Here is a 19,403-nt window from a genome sequence, read left to right as displayed (position 1 = left end):
TTAACGAGGCGCTTTATGGACGGCAGTAACAGTTCTTCTTCAAAACCAAAGCAATCACGCCCAGTTCAAGTAGCAGAAGCAATTAAGCAGTGGGTTGTGGAGCATGATTTGAAGCAAGGTGATAAACTCCCCAACGAAGGTGAGATGATCACGAAGTTTGGTGTGTCAAAAGGCACCGTGCGTGAGGCCCTACGAATTCTTGAAGCTCAAGGATTAATTTTGACAAAAACTGGTCCTGGTGGAGGAAGTATCGTTGGTGAAGTCTCTGCCGAGCGTGCGCGAGCACTGCTAGCAAATTATTTTTATTTTCAGGATTTATCTGTGGCTGACATCTACCAGTTGCGGAAAGTTTTAGAGCCAGAGTTGGCCGCGAGTTTGGCCGGAAATTTGGATGCTGATCAGTTGAATAAGCTGCAATCGTTGGCTGACCGTCATCCACATCCAGCTCTAAACGCAGACGAAGAAAAGCAGCGTCATATAGCTTCCCTGGAGTTTCATGCTCAGCTTGCGGAATATGCCGCCAATCCTTTATTGAGCTTCGTAATTGGCTTTATGTCACGGATCCTAACAGACCTTACTGTGTTTCGTGGTCTCTACGATCCCCCAAACTTAGACTTGTGGCGCAAAGGCCGTGAGCACCAGCTTGATTTGGTGGCTGCACTGCGCGCTGGAGACAGTGAGGCTGCGCGGAAAATCATGACATCTCACATGAAGGTAGCTGAGGCGTTCATGCAGGATCAGGAAGTTCAGCTGATGCGACGCTTTGTGAATGGATGACTGGGTTTGCGCATTCTATCAGCCAATACAGGAACCTCGGAAAGCCAGTCTTGGTAAGGACTTTTTTTGGTCTCATGCCATAATTCCCAAAGAGCAGCGATGGGTTTATCTGCACAATCAATTCGCAGATCAAGCGGGGGCTCGTTTGGCTTTAGAACCAAAAGGGCGGCAGAACGCAAACCACGGAAATCACCACCAGCATCTTTAGCAGCATCAAGTACTTGAAGCATTCTTTGCGCCTGATCTCCGACCGCAGTCCAGTTTGTTTTTTGCATCGCGTCGAGCACGGCTGGTCCAGATAGCATATTACCAGAGATTGCTACGCCTTGCTCCAACAGATGCCCGCAGTAGTCGATGCTTAGAGCGCCCGTGAAAGCTGCTGAGTTTCCCTTGCGATCAACAGCTGCTAGTTGGCGGAATTCTTTTCCTGTATCTGGTTGGGTAATGCGCTCAAGGAGCTGCGGGGCACTTTCATTTTTAAACATACCCCGCAGCATTTCATCGCGCCAAAAAGTACTCGGCGCAGTTCCTTGGGAAGCGACAAGTCCCGATTCGATATCACCACGCAGCACCCAACCTCCTACGCAGAGGCTACCTGTAGCTGCCGCGCCCGCGAAAACGCCTGTTTTCTGGTCAAAAGTGAGAATCGAGAATGTCATTTTTATGTCCCTAGCACATTTTTCTTGAATTTATCATGATAATTTGCGTGACTGCAATTCATCATGATAAATAGACAGGAGAGGTCTTCCCAATGTCATTGCTGAACATATCCCGCAGGGCAATGTTAGCTGCAGGAGCAGCAACTGCATTTGCCCTCTTTCCACTAACCGCTTCTGCGCAGACACCAGAAGATGTTTTGATAGTAGGTCAAATAGCTGAACCTCAATCTTTGGACCCAGCTGCTGTTACCGCCGTTAACGATTTTCGCATTTTGATGAATGTTTATGACGGCTTGGTACGATACCGTGATGGCACGCTGGAAGTAGAGCCTGCTTTGGCGACATCGTGGGATATTAGCGATGATGGGACAGTCTACACCTTTAATTTGCGCGACGGTGTGACATTCCATGATGGAAGCGCGTTTGATGCTGCTGCGGTGAAATTCAACTTTGATCGTATGTTGGACGAAAGCCACCCTTACCATGACACTGGTCCATTCCCGTTGGCATTCTTCTTTTCTGCGGTTGAGAGTGTCGAAGCCGTTGATGATATGACAGTACAGTTTACGCTTAACGGCCCTTACGCACCATTCTTATCGAACCTTGCGTATCCCACTGGTCTTATAGTTTCTCCTGCTGCTGTTATGGAACATGGAGCGGACTACGGTAGAAATCCCTCAGGTACCGGTGCATTTACTTTTGGAGAATGGCGCTCAAATGAGGCTGTGGTTATCGAAGCTAATGAAAATTACTGGGACGGTGCACCCGCACTACAGGCAGTGGTTTTCCGTCCAATTACTGATGCAAACACCCGAACTGCTGAAATGCTAGCTGGCGGTATTGATCTGATGGTTGAGGTGCCGCCTGTGTCGCTGAGTGAGTTTATGGGTGCTGAATATACAATCCATGAACAGGCAGGTCCTCACGTTTGGTTTCTGATCTTAAATGCGAAAGAGGGTCCGTTTGCTGACGTGCGTGTGCGCCAAGCCGCCAATTATGCCATCAACAAAGAAGCAATTGTGAATGATGTTCTTGAGGGAACAGCTGAGGTGGCGGCTGGTCCGACACCGCCTGCTTTTGCTTGGGCTTATAACGAAAGCCTTGAACCGTATCCATATGATCCTGACCGCGCTCGCGCTCTCATTTCCGAGGCCGGTGCCGAGGGAGCCGAGCTCACGTTTTATGTAACAGAGGGTGGCTCTGGGATGTTGGATCCTGTCGCAATGGGAACCGCAATTCAGGCTGACCTTGAAGCCGTGGGCTTCAATGTGACCATTGAAACCTATGAGTGGAACACGTTTCTTGGTGAGGTTAACCCTGGTCTTGAAGGCAAGGCTGATATGGCAGAAATGGCATGGATGACGAATGATCCTGATACTCTTCCGTTCCTCGCGTTGCGTACAGCTGCTTGGCCTGAAGAAGGTGGCTTTAATTCCGGTTATTACTCCAACCCAGAGGTGGACGCTTTGCTTGAGGCAGCTCGCGTCGCTACCGACCAAGACGAACGTGCACGTCTTTACCAAGAAATGCAGGTTATCGTTCAAGAAGACGCACCATGGGTGTTTGTTGCGAACTGGAAGCAAAACGCTGTTACTTCTGATCGCGTTGCGAACTTCTCGCTTCAGCCCTCGTTTTTCTTGCTGCTGGATGATGTAGTGAAAAACTGAAGCAGATCCTGTAGCCGCCTGGCTTAGGGCGGCTACAGTTTTTCATAGGTCAGAGCATGGCTGCATACATTGTAAAACGAATACTATCTGCAATACCGGTTCTTTTAGGCATTTCGATAATTGTATTTCTTATCATGGCGATGATCCCAGGGGACCCCGCAACTGCAATACTGGGTTCTTATGCAACTCCAGAAAATGTTGAGAAGTTAAACCGTGATCTTGGTTTGGATAAGCCATTAATCCAAAGATATTTCATCTGGCTTACTAATTTATTGCAAGGTGATTTTGGCCGCAGCTTTGCGTTGAACCGAGATGTTTTAGATGAGGTTTTGGAACGGTTTTCTGCAACTTTGGTGCTATCTGGCACCTCATTTGTTCTTTGTTCACTTATGGGAATTGCTGCGGGTGTAGTATCTGCTGCCCGTCAATATAGTGGGGTTGATAAGTTAATTACTTTTTCGGTCCTATTGGGTATTTCCATTCCTTCATTCTTTCTTGGAATGATGATGATCCTAATATTTTCTGTGCAGCTACGTTGGTTTCCTGTCTCAGGGATGTGGCCGATTTATGGTGCGCGTGATCTAGCCGCATTGATGAGCCATTTAACTTTGCCCGCATTCGCATTATCTGTTGTAGCCACTGGTGTAATTGCGCGTTTGTCAAGGTCAGCAATGCTTGAGGTCTTGCGGCAAGATTTTGTTCGCACCGCCAGGGCCAAAGGTGTCCACGAACGATATGTAATTTGGCGCCATGCTATGAAAGCAGCAATGGTTAGCATTATTCCTGTTCTCGGCATTCAAGCAGGCTTCGTTCTGTCGGGGGCAGTTTATATTGAAATGGTTTTCCAATGGCCTGGTATCGGTCGTATGCTGGTCGATGCAATTCTCAAACGGGACATTCTCTTGGTCCAAGGTGGCGTAGTGTTTGTCGCCGCTTGCTATGTTTTTTTCAATATTCTGGTGGATGTTCTGCAGAGTTTGCTAGATCCAAGGATCAAGACATGAGGGATTTCCTTGTGCTCCTGACACGCAATCGATTGGCGGCATTTGGCTTGGTAGTCATGTCAGCCATTATAGTTCTATCGCTGGTCACACCCCTTTTGCCCCTAGCAAATCCGGATGTGACAAATACAGCTAATCGATTTCAACTACCTTTTTCGAGTTCTGGTATTTTGGGTACCGATCACTTGGGCCGTGATCTGCTAAGCCGTGTGCTATGGGGGACCAGATTATCACTTGCAGTTGGTTTTTCTGCGGCTTTCTTTGCAGCGACTATTGGTGCTGCTGTTGGAATAATCGCAGGGTTTTATGGCGGTTGGTTGGATAATTTGATTATGAGAGGCGTCGACATGTTGATGGCCTTTCCCTACATTTTGTTAGCTTTAGCAATCGTTGCTGCCCTTGGTCCTGGTTTAATGAACGCTCTAATTGCAGTGGCGGTGGTCAATATTCCATTTTTTGCGCGAAACATTCGCGGTATCACGGTGAGTATTGCAAATAAGGAATTCATCGAGGCTGCCCGCCTGGGTGGGATGGGCGACCTTCGTATTATGGTTGGGGAAGTTCTGCCCAACGTTTTACCTACGATTGTAATTGCTGTTTCCACGACTGTTGGATGGATGATACTGGAGACGGCCGGATTAAGTTTTCTGGGTTTGGGCTCACAGCCTCCCCAAGCAGATTTAGGATCAATGTTGGGTGAAGCGCGCTCCGCTTTGATAACTAATCCCTACACGTCAGTTGTACCTGGTCTCATGATTTTGGTCGTTGTTATGGCGATCAACCTTCTCGGCGATGGTGTGCGAGATGCGCTCGACCCGCGTCTTAAATCCGGCGCTCTGTCGCGTCCTAGCGCAACCACTTTAGTAAGGCGTGATAAGCAGGATAATCCGATCCCGCCGAGTGATCTGGCTTTGAGCCTATCATCAATATCAACGCAGTTTCGAATTAAAAATCGTACTTTTAAAGCTGTCTCTGACGTCACACTCCATATACGTCCAGGAGAATGTTTGGGAATTATAGGAGAAAGTGGTTCTGGAAAATCAGTTGCAGCGCTGAGCGCTACGCGTCTCGTTGCATCGCCCCCGGGATTGATAACAAACGGACAAGTTTGGCATCAAGGCAGAGACCTTCTGAGCGTTGATTACGAAAGTTTACGCCAAGTTCGCGGAAATAGGATCTCATATATTTTTCAGGATCCACTTTCCACTTTGCACCCGCTCTATACGGTGGGCAAGCAACTGAGTGAAGCAATTTTAACCCATCAGTCAGTTGATAAACACGTCAGTCGGCAACGTGCCCTCGATTTATTGCATACAGTACGCATTCCAAACCCTGAAAAACGCTTTGACAGTTATCCGCACGAATTATCAGGTGGTATGCGTCAACGGATCGGAATTGCTATGGCTCTCGCGAATGATCCGGAAATAATTATAGCTGATGAGCCGACCACGGCCTTAGACGTTACGGTGCAGGCCCAGATTCTATCGTTATTAGATGATCTGAGGAGTGAAAAACATATATCCATTATTTTCATAACGCACGATTTTGGAGTTGTAGCTCAGCTTTGTGATCGAGTGGCTGTAATGTATGCGGGCCAGGTCATTGAAGAAGGTGTAACAAACCAAATTCTTACCCAGCCAGCTCATCCTTACACAGCGCGCCTTATGGCTTGCGTGCCAGAATTAGGTAAAGGACGCCGCCGTCTCGAAGCTATTCCTGGATTGCCTCCGGCAGTAGATAATTTGTCCCGCGGATGTGCTTTCGCTCCTCGCTGTGCAAAGGCGAAATCAGCGTGTGAGTTATCTCCAATATCGTCAGTGGAATTTCCCAATGGTCACCGTGTTCGATGTTTACATCCTGAAAATGTTAAAACTGGGGCTGCGACATGACGACAGCTATAAAATTAACAGGTGTCCGTAAATCTTTTCCTATTGGGCGAGGGTTATTTCGTTCGCCCACTCATTTGCATGCAGTGCATCCAATATCTTTGGAAATTCAAAAGGGAGAGACCTTAGGCGTAGTCGGTGAGTCCGGTTGCGGTAAATCCACGCTTGCCCGAATGTTAGCTGGGCTGACCATACCAAGCTCGGGCGTTATTGAAATCGAGGGCTGGGACTCGAGCGCAAATGATCCGAGGGAATTTGGTCGAAAAGTTCAATACGTTTTTCAAGATCCTATCAGTAGCTTAAATCCCCGAAAAACGATACGCCAGATTGTCGGGGCGCCGTTGAAATTCCTTTACAAAATGAACTCATCTCAGCGGAATTCACGCATTCGAGAGATCTTTAATTCCGTTAAGTTGCGCGAAGATTTCCTGGATCGTTACCCACATGAGTTCTCAGGGGGACAGGCTCAACGTATTGGACTTGCGCGTGCTATCGTCGCCGACGCTAAAATTATAGTTTTGGATGAGCCTGTGTCTGCCCTTGATGTATCTGTTCAAGCTCAAGTTTTGAATCTATTGGCTGAACTGAAAGTCAAACTTAATTTAACCTACGTGTTTATTAGCCATGATTTGGCAGTAGTAGAGGCAGTCAGTGACCGCGTTGCCGTTCTATATTTTGGTTCACTTGTTGAGTTAGGTTCAGCTGAGCAGGTATTTTCAAAACCTTGTCATCCTTACACTAAACTTTTGGCCAGTAGTGCTCCCAGAGTAGGTGTTCGCCTAAAACGCCCAGAGGCGGATAATGCAGAATTACCCGATCCTCTTAATCCGCCGCTCGGATGTGCTTTTGCAACCCGATGCCCAATTGCTAAGGACAAATGCACAAAACTTGTTCCAGAGCTGAGGTGGTTAGACAATGGTGTTCAAGTTGCTTGTCATTTTGCTGAGGCAACATAGGCCCGAGTTTTGGATTTAGTTCTACCACTGAATGATTACGCTTTGGACTTGAATCTCTTTAATGCAAATTTTCCTAAAATAAGTATCGGGATCAGGATAATCATTGCCCCGAATGACAATATCAACATCCGCCTTGGACCTTCGACAGATAGTGCCGCCAAAATACGACCAGTGACTGCAGCAAACCACGCTTTCATTCCAGTATTAGGCGCTGCCAAATAGGGGAATTCATCGAGTGGTGCCAGTGTTGGTGCATCTGCGCCATCCGGCACCGGATCGTTAACAGTGCCATTGATCAAAAGCCCGTACACTGCGTCGATAATATCCTCGTTTAGCCCACGTCCTCCGCAATTCTCCGGTGAGCGCGCCTCAAGGTAAGCCATTTCCAATTCAAAATATTTACCCTCGTTGCAAGGAAGGCGCGTATCGATAAGGAGGTAGTCATCAGCCAGAATGCGAGCAAGATTATCTTTATTACTGCTGTAAGCAGATGGTGAAAGGTTGTCATAGCGATCCAAATTTTGGCGTAATCGAATTTCCAAAATATCTCGCAGGTCAGGTGCAATCTCTAGGGCTCTTTGAGCATTGAGGGCATTTCGGAGGTCATCCGCGCCAGTTGCCTGTATAGCGATGTTGGCAATTTCAGGGCGACCAACCCTATCGCTGACGACACCTGCGGAATTCATAACTTCCGCGCCGACTGCAATCACACCTTCACTTAGCGCATCAGGCAACTCATCTAAGTCAATTTCAATCACGATGCTGTAGACATTAAGGTTTTCTATAGAATTGGACGAAAATGCCGGCGGGATTACAGAACCTGACTGCAACTCGATAGCCCACCTACCATTGAGATAGAAAGGATCAGACCGCAGGCCTGCAAATACTCGTATGGCAGCCGGAGGCGTAATTTCATCAAGCGCCACCTCAAGCAAACGGCCACTAGGAAATTGACAAGAGATTTGCTCGTTAAGCCAGATACAGCTAATTTGATACGGTAATTCAGTCGATAATTGATAACCGCTCGCGTCAGGATTTTCATCTGCAGGTGCTAATAAAATATTGAAGTAGGCTTCGGTTGACGGGAGTTTGGCTATTGCGGCCGTAACTGCGTTCAGAATTAAGACAAGTTTAGGATCGTTTTCGTCAGCAGTGAATGCATAGAGGTCTGTTAGATCCACAGATGGATCATAAACTGTATTCGAACCATCGATGTGGTCGGTCGCTAACGCCGCCGAATTGCCCAAAACGAGAACAGCCGTGAACAGCCGTAAAATCGTTTTGGCTCTCAAGAAAACGCCCAACTCAAAGGCTCTTTAAATATTCGAGCAACGCTATGCGGTCTGCTTCAGCAAGCCCAGTACCGTATTCATGGCCGGTGTTTGAATTGCCCGGAATGGTGGTATCTAGGTAAAACACTTCTGAAGTCTGGTCCGCGGTGCTTGTTACAAATCCCACTCGAGCCGGATCGAACTGACTATTGGTCACCGCAAACGAAGTAGGACGTTCGCTCGCTGGACGTAGTAGGTCGTCAAGGGTCGGAACTGAACCGTTATGAAGGTAGGGTCCAGTAGCCCAAGTGCCGTTAAGAGGTCGTGCTCGATATTGTGCCGTCTCAAGCACACTCATGCATGATTGATCTTCACCGTGGTATCGGAAATGATCTTGTACCAATTCATTAAAGAGAGCTGCGGAATTTGAGCTAGATTCAGCTAGTTTATCTGCGATTTCTTGCTGCGATAGGCCTTCTGCAGCCATGGCATTGATCATTGTGGTGTAGTTGGGCGGCGCATCGTTTGCGGTTTCGGCGCCAAAGAACGACTGAATGGAGTTCCAAGCACCCGCAAGTTTATGTTCAATGGTGTTGGCGATTACACCCTCGGCAGCTTGTACGATAGCATGGCGATCATCGCCTAAGTGGTTTATCATCACGCCCGCCACTACGTGAGCAAGAGCCGCATTTCCGTGTGTTACATCGCAAAACTCTGCTCCTGTAACGACCCCCACTTTGCGCCCCTCGAGAGGACCAGTGAAAACTTCGCGAGCGGCAAATCCGAGAGCAGCTGATGGATCAGTGCCGATCGTTTCCAAATCAAAGGTTTGAATATGGATCGAAGCCAGATCACCTCGATTAACAGGGTCAATGACTGCGTGGCAACTTGCGCATTCTGCCTGATATATCTCTTCACCTTGCGCGACGAGAGACATATCCAGGTCTGGAAGTACCCCGATTTCTACAAAGCTCTGCCAAGCTGGAGACGATAAAGTCTGCAGTCGTTCTTCGAGAGCCATCAAATGCGTAACGTTAACTGATGAATTGTACCCAGGCGGTAGTCGTCCCTGGGCAAGATCAACTTCGCCGAAAACACCAAGAACTTGGCCAACATTCCGCCCTATTGCTCCGGCACCAGCATTAGGAACGACCCCGTTGTATTGTACAAAGTCTAAATAAGGAGCGTCCCAAAGTGCCGGATAGCTGACGGGAGCATCAGCCGCTCTGGCATTTTCTGGGCGCCCCACCATTCCCGCCGTTACTTGGTTTAGAATAACATTGAGCGCATCAACACGGCCGGGGCCAGGAATAACATTTGTGTGGTTTCTCGCGGACCATTGGGAGCGTTTTGCGATGATTTGATTTAGGCGCGCTGCGACCTGATCGATGTCTAATGAAATGTTCGCTTGCTCATTAAGGTTGTTTACGAACCGATTTAGTCTCTCTTGATCCTCAGCCGTTTGGGTTAGAGCCTCGTCCAAAGACGTCATAAATTCCCAAAAATTAAAATGGGATACACCGCCGTCAACTAGCGCAACAGTATCTCCTACCCGAATTTCTGCAACGTGACATGCGGAGCAATTCATTCCCAGCTGAGGTTCGTTACCTAACCGCCCTGTGTCTTGGGTAAGGCCGACCGGCAAGCCTAAAGGGTTTGCGACAGGATCATCCCAGAAAATCATTCCCATTTCTCTCAGGTAGTCCTGATTTAGAAAAGGACTTGCGCTATCCGGTTGCTCTAGCGCCATAAAATATGACAGCGGGATTATTGGTGAACCTTGAGGAGAAAAGTAGAAGAAAGACCTGTCTGCGTTACTCCAGCCTTGATCTACTGTTAGGGCTTCAGTGTAGCTTTCATTAGTAGCTGCAGAGCCAGAAAACAGCAATGACACTACTAGTATTGCAACAGTTTGATTGAACTTTTGCGCCATCGTTTCAAGCCTTCTTCAGGTGGGAAGGCTCTCATCCTACAGTAAAGTTATACGCTGCTTGTGTTTGTCTTGATACTCAACTGTGAAAGAGGCCGTCCATTTCGTTTGCAAAATATTAACCTAATCCCTCTAAAATGTAAAAACTTTCGTCCTCGCGGCGCCATCCCAAAGCTTCATTTTTTAAACTTAGATGCTACTATTTCGAGCACTCAAATTGCGGTTTCAGGACAATTTATTTGGAGAAGCTAAATCTCCCATTTAAAACCGACCGACATGTGCCAGTGTGCCCATCATGAACTCTCGATTGTAGTGAAGGTACTTTACACGAGGATCGTTGTTGGATCGTCGCATTACAGTGTCATAGTCAGATAGGCAGATAAGCTGGGCCTGGTTGTGAAAAACTTCAAAACTTCTGTCGGTTAAAAATTCCGCTTTGAACTGTTCTGCGAGTATCCTGTCTACAAAGTTGAGCACCGTTACTGTCCCGCCCGCGTTGTTTTTAAGCCCGTAGCAAATGACCTTGCTGCGCTCATATATGAAGCTCGCGTATTCCATTGGGCTTTCGTAGAATTCTGTCATTGTACTCACTCCCAAAACCACGCCTTCAATGTGTGACCTTCGATGGAGGGAGTGCAATAGGCGTAATAGGCGGTTACGGATAACCGCCTGGAAAATATGAAATTAGAACCGCAAATGGATCATTTGCTCATAATTTGAGCAGTTTGGTTATGCCTGCGCAAACATTATAGTACGTACCGTTTCATTTACAGGATCCTGCGAGAGCAGGAAAACCGTTGGAAAAATCGTACGTGTCAACGCTTCAAATTTCTTATTTATAAATTTGAGTTCGGCATAGGTTTAATCCCGCCCCCGCAGCCACTTTTTCCGAATGTCTCAATTTACCGCTTCACTGATGTCTTCTGCTCTATATCTTATCCTGTACGTTTAAATGAGGAAAAACCAATCGGCAGATGAGGTTTCTGATGAAATCCTTTGAGCGAAATCTCTTTTCATTGCATGTTGTGGTCCTAAAATCCTCTATGGGTGCTTTATAACAGGGAGAACAAAATGCAACTTACCCACTCTAAGAAAACGTTGCGAACTATGCTTCTTACTGCTGCAGTGTCAGCAGTAGCCATTTCGTCAGTCAGCGCGGAAACATTGCGTTGGGCGCGGTCAGGGGATTCATTGACGTTGGATCCGCATGCACAAAACGAGGGCCCGACTCATACTCTCGCCCATCAAATTTACGAACCACTTATAATACGCGATATGTCGGGGCAGTTTCAGGCTGCATTGGCTACTGACTGGGCGCCGTCACCCGATGATCCAAATGTCTGGGTGTTCAATTTGCGCGAGGGTGTAACTTATCACGATGGCGCTGCATTTACCGCTGAAGATGTTGTGTTCTCAATTGGACGAGCGCAGTCAGAAAATTCCAATATGAAGGAACTGTTGAACTCAATCGTTGAAGTTCGTGCGGTTGACGACTTAACTGTTGAGATGGTTACGGATGGTCCAAATCCAATCCTACCATCGAACCTTACAAATCTTTTTATGATGGATAGTGGTTGGGCTGAAGCAAATGGCGTTGTAGAAGTGCAGGACGTCGAAGGTGGAGAAACGACTTTTGCGGCTACGAACGCAAATGGCACTGGGGCGTACAAGCTTGTTAGCCGTGAACCTGATGTACGGACAGTTCTAACCCAAAACGAAAACTATTGGGGTATTGGGCAGTTCCCACTTGAAGTTACAGAAATCATTTACACACCTATTCAGAATGCTGCGACACGAGTAGCGGCGCTGTTGTCTGGGGAAGTCGATTTTATCCAAGATGTTCCCGTGCAAGACTTGGACCGTGTTGCGAACACGGATGGTCTCATCGTTAAGACAGCTCCACAAAACCGCGTAATTTTCTTCGGAATGAATATGGGGGCGGCGGACATTGCAAATGACAATGTTGATGGTGCTAACCCGCTTGCCGATGTCCGCGTTAGACGCGCAATGAATATGGCTATTAATCGTGAAGCTATTCAGCAAGTAGTTATGCGGGGTCAATCGCAACCCGCTGGTATGATTGCTCCGCCATTTGTAAACGGCTGGACAGCAGAGATGGACGGTTCTGTTTCAACTGATATTGATGCTGCACGCGCTTTGATGGCCGAAGCGGGTTATGGCGACGGGTTTTCCATCCAGTTGGACTGCCCAAATGATCGCTACATCAATGATGAAGCGATTTGCCAAGCAGCCGTCGGCATGATGGCGCAAATTGGCATCACCGTTAACTTGGACGCTAAGCCAAAGGCACAACACTTCCCACTCATTACAAATGGTGAAACCGATTTCTACATGTTGGGTTGGGGCGTTCCTACATATGACTCCGAGTATATCTTTAACTTCTTGACGCACACTCGTGGAGAAGACCGAGGCAGCTGGAACGGGACTGGCTATTCAAATCCTGAGATGGATGCCATGATCCAGAGCTTAGCGTCTGAAACTGACCTAAGCGCCCGAAATGCTACGATCCAAGCGATTTGGGACGATGTTCAAGAACAGCAGTTGTACCTACCAATACATCACCAGGTTCTTAACTGGGGTATGAGTGATGCAGTTGGTATTGACGTTAGCCCTGAAGATGATCCGAAGTTCAAATTCTTCACGATGAACTAATTGTGAATTACTGCCCCTCAATTAGAGGGGCAGTAACCCTTTTATCAATTTGTTCCCTTGGGAAATTTTTTCATGCTGGCATACATCCTACGCCGGATATTTCAGTCTTTGATAGTGTTACTCGCTGTTGGCTTTGTTGCTTTTGCGATGTTCAGTTTCGTGGGAGACCCCGTGGATAACATGTTGGGTCAAGAACGCACGCAGGCCGATATTGAGCGCTTGCGCGAACAGCTTGGGCTAGATCAGCCATTTATAGTGCAATATTGGCGCTTTTTGGAGCAAGCTGCTCAAGGAAATTTTGGCTTAAGTTATCGCCAAGGGCGACCTGTTTCAGAAATTATCGCTGAAAGATTGCCTGCTACAGTGGAATTGGCGCTCGTGTCAGGGTTCTTAGCCTTTATTGGTGGTGTTGGATTGGGAGTGTTCACCGCAATACGGAGACACGGTGTACTGCCGAGTTTTATTATGACAGCGTCGCTTGTCGGAGTGTCACTACCAACGTTCCTGATTGGAATTTTATTGATTTATATATTTTCTGTTGAGCTTGGTTGGCTTCCAAGTTTTGGCCGTGGTGAGGTCGTTGACCTCGGGGGATGGACCACAGGTTTCCTAACAGCCAGTGGTTTAAAAGCATTAATTCTTCCCGCCATTACGCTTGGTCTCTATCAAATGACATTAATCATGCGTCTAGTTCGCACTGAGATGTTAGAAGTATTGCGCATGGACTATATACGCTTTGCACGAGCGCGTGGGTTGAGCGAAAAAACAATTAATTTTCGGCACGCTCTGAAAAATACACTTGTGCCAGTCATCACAATAACTGGTCTCCAGCTAGGTAGTATCATCGCTTTTGCGATCATCACGGAAACTGTTTTTCAATGGCCGGGCGTGGGCCTGCTGTTCATCAACGCTGTTCAGTTTGTCGATATACCTGTCATGGCTGCTTATTTGATGATGATTTCCGTAATGTTTGTGGCAATTAATCTGATAGTCGATGTCCTTTATTTCGCCATTGATCCTCGTTTGCGGATTGAACGAAGCGTAGGGGGGCATTGAGTTGAGGCGCACTAGGATTTTTGTAAAATTTTCTCAGGCTTTTAACAGTGATTTAGGCTGGTCATTCAGAAAAAATCCGGTGGCCATCATGTCATTTTTTGTGGTTGTGTCTTTAATAATGGGAGCGATATTTGCCCCATTATTAGCTCCTTATGATCCTTTTGACCCAGCCACCCTCAACCTGATGAATGGATTTACAGGACCACTGACCCCTAACCAATTCACACAAGATGTTTTTGTTTTGGGGACTGATGATCAGGGGCGGGATGTCTTGTCCACCATTCTCTTTGGGATGCGAATATCTCTGTTTGTTGGGTTCTCAGCTGTTTTTCTGGCGATGATTTTGGGTGTAATTCTCGGTCTTTTAGCGGGTTATATCGGCGGATGGCTGGATGCTACTATCATGCGGGTTGCTGACGTGCAGCTGACGTTTCCGTCTATTTTAGTTGCCATGTTGATTTTTGGTGTCGCGAAAGGCGTCACGCCGGCGGAATTCCGTGATCAGGTAGCTATTTGGGTTCTTATTCTTGCCATTGGTCTGAGCGACTGGGTTCAATTTGCACGCGTGGTCCGCGGCGCTACTTTGGTTGAACGGCAGAAGGAGTATGTTCAAGCGGCACAGCTCATCGGGCGAGCTAACTTAGCAGTGATGGTCAAACACATCCTACCTAATGTTCTCAATCCCGTTTTGGTAATTGCCACAATTAGTTTGGCTTTGGCTATCATTGCCGAAGCTACTTTGAGTTTTTTGGGTGTGGGTGCCCCGCCCACTAAGCCGAGTTTGGGAACACTAATTCGTATCGGACAAGAATATATGTTCTCTGGAGAATGGTGGATCTTGTTTTTTCCTGCGATCACTCTTTTGGCTCTCGCACTATCGATAAATCTACTCGGTGATTGGTTGCGTGACGCTTTGAATCCGAGGCTCCGCTGATGGTGCAACCTGTCCTCTCAATAAAGAGCCTGGTTGTGGAAATTCCCACTCGGAAAGGTGTCCTCAGGCCAGTAGATCAGGTGAGTTTTGACATTTTCCCAGGTGAAATTCTCGGTATCGTTGGCGAGTCCGGTGCAGGAAAGTCAATGACAGGGAACGCTGTAATTGGGCTGTTAGAGCGGCCGGCGCGAATTGTGTCAGGTGATGTGCTATTATCAGGGAACCCGATCCACAACTTATCAGCCTCTGAATTCCGTAAAATCAGGGGTAAAAAAATTGGTATGATCTTTCAGGATCCTTTGACTTCGTTAAACCCACTATTAACTGTCGGAGAGCAACTGGTCGAAACCATCATTGAACATCTTGCAGTTTCGAAGAAAGAAGCGCAGGAGCGCGCCATCGCAGCCCTGGAAGAAGTCGGTATCCCTGCAGCGCGAGAGCGGATAGGTAGCTATCCCCACGAGTTCTCCGGCGGTATGAGGCAACGAGTGGTGATAGCTTTAGCATTATGCGCTGAGCCTGACTTAGTAATCGCAGATGAGCCGACTACGGCACTTGACGTGTCAGTTCAGGCTCAGATCATTGCACTTTTAAAGCGCTTGTGCCGAGAGCGTGGCGTCGGGGTTATGTTGGTTACGCATGACATGGGCGTAATTGCTGAGGCGGCAGATCGTGTAGCTGTCATGTATGCTGGAAGGTTGGCCGAGCTTGGCGCGGTGCGAGATGTGCTCACTGGCCCAAAGCATCCTTATACGTACGGGCTTATGGGCTCTACTCCGTTAGCAAGCAGAGGATTGAACCGGTTGAAACAAATCCCTGGTTCGATGCCGCGGCTCGGAGCTTTACCAGAAGGCTGTGCGTTCTCACCGCGATGTGATTTCGCTCAGGAAGTTTGTAAATCCGGATCTTCTCCATTTATTGCAGACGGTGATACTCAAGCCGCATGTTGGTTTCCATTGCAGCACACTAAATTGCGGTCTGCGAAATGAGTGTAATTGTCCGAGCAAAAGCGTTAAGACGCCTCTTTGATGTCTCCAAGCCCTGGTTGAATCGTGTCGTCGAAAGGGAGCCAAAGGTTTTTTTAACTGCTGTTGCAGATGTAGATTTTGAAATTGAGGAAGGCTCAGTTTACGCGTTAGTTGGTGAAAGTGGCTCTGGGAAATCAACTATTGGCAAAATGGTTGTGGGGTTAACTGGTGCAACCGGTGGCACAATTGAAATTGATGGCATCGCGATAACTGGGAGTGACAATCAAGCAAAACTTTCTGAGGCCCGACAAAAGCTGCAGATGATTTTTCAAGATCCATACGCATCCTTGAACCCGCGTTGGAAAGTGCGTGACATTATAGCAGAGCCTGCAAAATTGAGAGGCCTTGAGATCAAAGGTTTGCCCGAAAGGTTGCTGCAACAAGTCGGTTTATCACCAGAGGATGCAGATAAGTATCCACATGAGTTTTCGGGTGGACAGCGGCAACGCATTTGCATCGCACGTGCTCTTTCGTCTGAGCCTAAGGTGATCGTGTGTGATGAGCCTACTTCTGCGCTGGATGTGTCAGTGCAAAGCCAAGTTTTGAACTTGATGTCAGATTTACAAGAGCAACTGGGTCTTACGTATTTATTTATTAGCCATGATCTTACTGTTGTGGAGCACATGGCGGATAAGATTGGTGTGTTATATTTGGGAGCTTTGGTTGAAGAGGCCCCAAAGAAAACTCTGTTCGCTTCACCTTTGCATCCTTATACGCGTATGCTGTTTGATGCTGCGCCAAGATTGGATGGGTTTGGGCGAGAAATTGATGTGCCCAAAGGCGAAATACCTGACCCGATTAATCCTCCGCCTGGCTGCTCCTTTCATCCACGGTGTCCACTTGCTACAAGCTTGTGTAAAACAGTTCGCCCTCAGATGCGCTTGATTGGAGATACGCGCGTCTCTTGCCATCATGTTTAGACTATGCTTACACCCACTTCATTCTAGGCGTTTGGTGCTTAACTGTGGTTCGACATAGGCTTAATCCCGCCTCTGCAACGGCTTTTGTCGAACCAATAAAACAAGGCTCATCCGTAACAAGGTGGGCCTTCATATGTTAAGTTCGATAAATAGCTTCAGTGTCTAAATAGTCGGATAATAGTTGAGTTCGTTCGTCAATTGAAATACTCGACCAGTACTCGTGCCACCGCTTCATCGCCTCCCTCTAAGGATTTTGCGCTTCATAGAACTTGTCGGCTGAGCGGCTTCCCAATGGTGAGACCTGCGACTTTTTCAAGAATGCCTTGTGCGTCGATACCGAAATGGCGGTAGAGATCGCCGATGGTCCCGGTTTGGCCGAAATGCTCTACACCAAGTGGCACAGTCCGGTGCCCGGCAACACTGCCCAGCCAGGCAAGCGTGGCGGGATGGCCGTCGATGACTGTTATAATGGTGCAGTGTTGCGGAAGATCGTGCATTAGCCGCTCAACGCAGGAGACCGCATCAGCAATGCCACGAGCACGGGTCCGCTGAGCGGCTGTCCAACCAGCATTGAGCCGGTCCGCCGAGGTGACAGCAAGAACACCCACATCGCGGCGTTTACCGGCAAGATGGCCCGCCGCTTTGATGGCTTCAGGAGCGACAGCGCCCTGGTAGGCGATCACGACTTCACAGTTTGGTCCGGGCTTCCGGAGCCAGTAACCGCCATCGACCGCCCCTTGCTTCCATTCTGGATCAGGCCGTGGTCCAGGTTGCTCTATCGGGTTGGTCGTCAGCCTCAGATAGACGGACCCGCCGGTTTCGTCCCTGAGCCATGTGCGTTCATCCGGGTCCTGTTCGCCGTCGCGCTGCATGTAGTCGAAGGCCCAGTTCATGATGACCGAAAGCTCATCTGCAAAGGCTGGTTCGAACGCGGCCAACCCGTCTTGCGACATCCCGATCAGAGGTGTTCCGATGGATTGGTGCGCCCCGCCTTCGGGGGCAAGAGTGACCCCCGAGGGCGTGCCCACGATCATGAATCGCGCGTCCTGATAGGTTGCATAGTTCAGAGCATCGAGACCTCGGCAGACGAACGGATCATATACTGTTCCGATCGGGATCAGGCGTTTTCCGAATAGCGAATGAGATAGTCCCGCAGCCCCAAGCAGCAGGAACAGGTTCATTTCTGCAATGCCCAGTTCCAGATGCTGTCCCGACCCATCAAAGCGCCACTTTGCTGTTGATGGGATGCGATGCTCGATGAAGGCATCCGCTTTGGCCTCTCGGGCGAACAACTTCCGTCGGTTGACCCACGCGCCAAGGCCGGTGGTCCCTGTTACATCAGGTGATGTGGTCATGATCCGGGCTGCGAGGTCGCTGTCGCCTTTGGACAACTCATCGAGGATCCTCCCGAAAGTGGCCTGAGTGGAGGTATCTTTTGCCGTTTCGATTTGGACTGGGGGAACTGGCAACCGATCATCAGAATACCGACGCCCGCCGTTCTTGAAGAATGAAACTTGCTCCAGGAAAGTCTGCAAAGCCTCAACGTCTTCGACCGTGGCGAAGGGCTCCCATTCTTGACCTTCGGGCACACCCATCTGGGTCTGCCACTCGACCATCTGGGCCTTCGTCATCAATCCACCGTGGTTGTCCTTGTGCCCGGCAATCGGCGTACCCCAACCTTTGATCGTATAGGCCAGAAAGCAGGTAGGACGATCATGATCGATGGCGGCGAAGGTCTCGGCCATGGTCTCGACGCAGTTGCCGCCTAGGTTTTCCATCAGCACTGCAAGTTCATTGTCGCTTCTGCGGTCAATCAGGGCAGACACATCCCCCTGATCCCCAAGGTCATTCATGAGCCGTTGCCGCCAGACGGCTCCACCCATGTAGGTCAGCGCCGAGTATTCTTGGTTCTCGCAAGCATCGATCCAATCCCGCAGCTTCTCGCCGCCCGGCTCTTCAAAGGCAGCCCTTTGCAAAGCACCGTATTTGACACGAACGACATCCCACCCAAAGGCATCGAAGATTTTCTCAACCCGTTCGAACAAGCCCTCCCGCACGATCCCATCGAGAGACTGTCGGTTGTAGTCGATGATCCACCATGTGTTGCGCAGGTCGTTCTTCCAGCCTTCTTGGAGGACTTCGTAAACGTTGCCTTCGTCAAGCTCGGCATCGCCCACGAGGGCGACCATGCGACCAAGTGGAATGTCGCTGCCCCAATCCTTGGCTTTGATGAAATCCTGAACCAATGAAGCTAGGGCCGTGATGCCAACTCCGAGACCCACCGATCCGGTGGAGAAATCCACATCGTCGATATCCTTGGTGCGGCTGGGATAACTCTGCACGCCCCCAAATCCCCGGAAGTTTTCCATCTTCTCACGGGTCTGGTTGCCCATCAGGTAGTGCATCGCATGGTAGATTGGGGACGCATGGGGTTTCACTGCCACCCTGTCCTCGGGTCGTAGCGCCGAGAAATAGAGCGCCGTCATGATCGAAACCATCGATGCAGACGACGCTTGGTGCCCACCAACCTTAATCCCATCCGCCTTGGGGCGAATGTGGTTGGCGTTGTGGATCATCCAGTGGCTGAGCCACAAGAGACGCTGCTCAATGACCTTCAGATGGTGTGCGTTCTCGATCACTTGTTT

At 48.8% G+C, this 19,403-nt stretch carries 15 protein-coding genes; 10 read left to right on the top strand and 5 right to left on the bottom strand.

All coding sequences use genetic code 11. The features are described from left to right. Window positions 1-15: 15 nt before the first annotated feature. Window positions 16-777 (top strand): FadR/GntR family transcriptional regulator, encoded by a 762-nt coding sequence (locus tag AAC637_RS06825; RefSeq protein ID WP_340302868.1) that lies wholly within the window; start codon window positions 16-18, stop codon window positions 775-777. On the opposite strand, the gene AAC637_RS06820 is transcribed toward AAC637_RS06825, so the two are convergent. Next, window positions 747-1,436 carry a DUF1028 domain-containing protein gene (locus tag AAC637_RS06820; protein WP_340302867.1) on the bottom strand — a complete coding sequence of 230 codons (690 nt, stop codon included), beginning with the start codon at window positions 1,434-1,436 and terminating at the stop codon, window positions 747-749. The genes AAC637_RS06825 and AAC637_RS06820 overlap by 31 nt on opposite strands. A gap of 92 nt (window positions 1,437-1,528) precedes the next feature. Here AAC637_RS06820 and AAC637_RS06815 point away from each other — a divergent pair, with 92 nt between their 5' ends. Genes AAC637_RS06815 through AAC637_RS06800 form a run of 4 tightly spaced genes read left to right on the top strand, consistent with a single transcriptional unit; the run spans window position 1,529 to window position 6,946 of the window. After that, window positions 1,529-3,103, top strand: coding sequence for an ABC transporter substrate-binding protein (locus AAC637_RS06815; RefSeq protein ID WP_340302866.1), 1,575 nt, complete (start codon window positions 1,529-1,531; stop codon window positions 3,101-3,103). A gap of 56 nt (window positions 3,104-3,159) precedes the next feature. Continuing rightward, window positions 3,160-4,107 carry an ABC transporter permease gene (locus AAC637_RS06810; RefSeq protein ID WP_340302865.1) on the top strand — a complete coding sequence of 316 codons (948 nt, stop codon included), beginning with the start codon at window positions 3,160-3,162 and terminating at the stop codon, window positions 4,105-4,107. Further along, window positions 4,104-5,993 (top strand): dipeptide/oligopeptide/nickel ABC transporter permease/ATP-binding protein, encoded by a 1,890-nt coding sequence (locus AAC637_RS06805; RefSeq protein ID WP_340302864.1) that lies wholly within the window; start codon window positions 4,104-4,106, stop codon window positions 5,991-5,993. Before AAC637_RS06810 ends, AAC637_RS06805 begins: the two co-directional genes overlap by 4 nt. Beyond that, window positions 5,990-6,946 (top strand): ABC transporter ATP-binding protein, encoded by a 957-nt coding sequence (locus AAC637_RS06800; RefSeq protein WP_340302863.1) that lies wholly within the window; start codon window positions 5,990-5,992, stop codon window positions 6,944-6,946. Before AAC637_RS06805 ends, AAC637_RS06800 begins: the two co-directional genes overlap by 4 nt. Window positions 6,947-6,981: 35 nt before the next feature. Here the strand turns inward: AAC637_RS06800 and AAC637_RS06795 are convergent, their stop codons facing one another. The 3 genes from AAC637_RS06795 to AAC637_RS06785 form a co-directional block, all read right to left on the bottom strand. After that, window positions 6,982-8,250 (bottom strand): DUF4331 family protein, encoded by a 1,269-nt coding sequence (locus AAC637_RS06795; protein ID WP_340302862.1) that lies wholly within the window; start codon window positions 8,248-8,250, stop codon window positions 6,982-6,984. Between the two features lies 1 nt (window position 8,251). Continuing rightward, entirely contained in the window at window positions 8,252-10,150 is a 1,899-nt protein-coding gene (locus AAC637_RS06790) for a di-heme-cytochrome C peroxidase (RefSeq protein ID WP_340302861.1), read from the bottom strand. A 258-nt stretch (window positions 10,151-10,408) separates the two neighbouring features. Then, window positions 10,409-10,729 carry a hypothetical protein gene (locus AAC637_RS06785; RefSeq protein WP_340302860.1) on the bottom strand — a complete coding sequence of 107 codons (321 nt, stop codon included), beginning with the start codon at window positions 10,727-10,729 and terminating at the stop codon, window positions 10,409-10,411. A gap of 525 nt (window positions 10,730-11,254) precedes the next feature. On the opposite strand from AAC637_RS06785, the gene AAC637_RS06780 reads away from it, so the two are divergent. The 5 genes from AAC637_RS06780 (at window position 11,255) to AAC637_RS06760 (ending at window position 16,758) form a co-directional block, all read left to right on the top strand. Continuing rightward, a complete protein-coding gene (locus AAC637_RS06780; RefSeq protein ID WP_340303168.1) occupies window positions 11,255-12,820 on the top strand; it encodes an ABC transporter substrate-binding protein in 1,566 nt (521 codons plus the stop codon). Between the two features lie 72 nt (window positions 12,821-12,892). Next, window positions 12,893-13,876: an ABC transporter permease gene (locus tag AAC637_RS06775; protein WP_340302859.1), complete on the top strand. Its 984-nt coding sequence runs from the start codon at window positions 12,893-12,895 to the stop codon at window positions 13,874-13,876. A gap of 16 nt (window positions 13,877-13,892) precedes the next feature. Then, a complete protein-coding gene (locus tag AAC637_RS06770; protein WP_445322728.1) occupies window positions 13,893-14,810 on the top strand; it encodes an ABC transporter permease in 918 nt (305 codons plus the stop codon). Next, the gene (locus AAC637_RS06765) at window positions 14,810-15,799 is read left to right on the top strand and encodes an ABC transporter ATP-binding protein (RefSeq protein ID WP_340302858.1); all 990 of its coding nucleotides are present in this window, start codon (window positions 14,810-14,812) and stop codon (window positions 15,797-15,799) included. Before AAC637_RS06770 ends, AAC637_RS06765 begins: the two co-directional genes overlap by 1 nt. Next, window positions 15,796-16,758, top strand: coding sequence for an ABC transporter ATP-binding protein (locus AAC637_RS06760; RefSeq protein ID WP_340302857.1), 963 nt, complete (start codon window positions 15,796-15,798; stop codon window positions 16,756-16,758). The genes AAC637_RS06765 and AAC637_RS06760 overlap by 4 nt, the downstream gene beginning before the upstream one ends. A gap of 260 nt (window positions 16,759-17,018) precedes the next feature. On the opposite strand, the gene AAC637_RS06755 is transcribed toward AAC637_RS06760, so the two are convergent. Beyond that, complete coding sequence (locus AAC637_RS06755; RefSeq protein ID WP_340302856.1) at window positions 17,019-19,397, bottom strand: transketolase; 2,379 nt, start codon at window positions 19,395-19,397, stop codon at window positions 17,019-17,021. Between the last annotated feature and the right edge of the window lie 6 nt (window positions 19,398-19,403).

It is taken from the genome of Roseobacter sp. HKCCD7870 (assembly GCF_037830315.1).
In the GTDB taxonomy this organism is placed as follows: domain Bacteria; phylum Pseudomonadota; class Alphaproteobacteria; order Rhodobacterales; family Rhodobacteraceae; genus M30B80.
This window is presented reverse-complemented; position numbering and strand designations above follow the sequence as displayed.

Coding starts and splice junctions, on each gene's coding strand:
- AAC637_RS06765 (WP_340302858.1), top strand. CDS start 14,810: ATGGTGCAACCTGTCCTCTCAATAAAGAGCCTGGTTGTGGAAATTCCC.
- AAC637_RS06780 (WP_340303168.1), top strand. CDS start 11,255: ATGCTTCTTACTGCTGCAGTGTCAGCAGTAGCCATTTCGTCAGTCAGC.
- AAC637_RS06775 (WP_340302859.1), top strand. CDS start 12,893: ATGCTGGCATACATCCTACGCCGGATATTTCAGTCTTTGATAGTGTTA.
- AAC637_RS06815 (WP_340302866.1), top strand. CDS start 1,529: ATGTCATTGCTGAACATATCCCGCAGGGCAATGTTAGCTGCAGGAGCA.
- AAC637_RS06805 (WP_340302864.1), top strand. CDS start 4,104: ATGAGGGATTTCCTTGTGCTCCTGACACGCAATCGATTGGCGGCATTT.
- AAC637_RS06785 (WP_340302860.1), bottom strand. CDS start 10,729: ATGACAGAATTCTACGAAAGCCCAATGGAATACGCGAGCTTCATATAT.
- AAC637_RS06800 (WP_340302863.1), top strand. CDS start 5,990: ATGACGACAGCTATAAAATTAACAGGTGTCCGTAAATCTTTTCCTATT.
- AAC637_RS06810 (WP_340302865.1), top strand. CDS start 3,160: ATGGCTGCATACATTGTAAAACGAATACTATCTGCAATACCGGTTCTT.
- AAC637_RS06760 (WP_340302857.1), top strand. CDS start 15,796: ATGAGTGTAATTGTCCGAGCAAAAGCGTTAAGACGCCTCTTTGATGTC.
- AAC637_RS06790 (WP_340302861.1), bottom strand. CDS start 10,150: ATGGCGCAAAAGTTCAATCAAACTGTTGCAATACTAGTAGTGTCATTG.
- AAC637_RS06820 (WP_340302867.1), bottom strand. CDS start 1,436: ATGACATTCTCGATTCTCACTTTTGACCAGAAAACAGGCGTTTTCGCG.
- AAC637_RS06825 (WP_340302868.1), top strand. CDS start 16: ATGGACGGCAGTAACAGTTCTTCTTCAAAACCAAAGCAATCACGCCCA.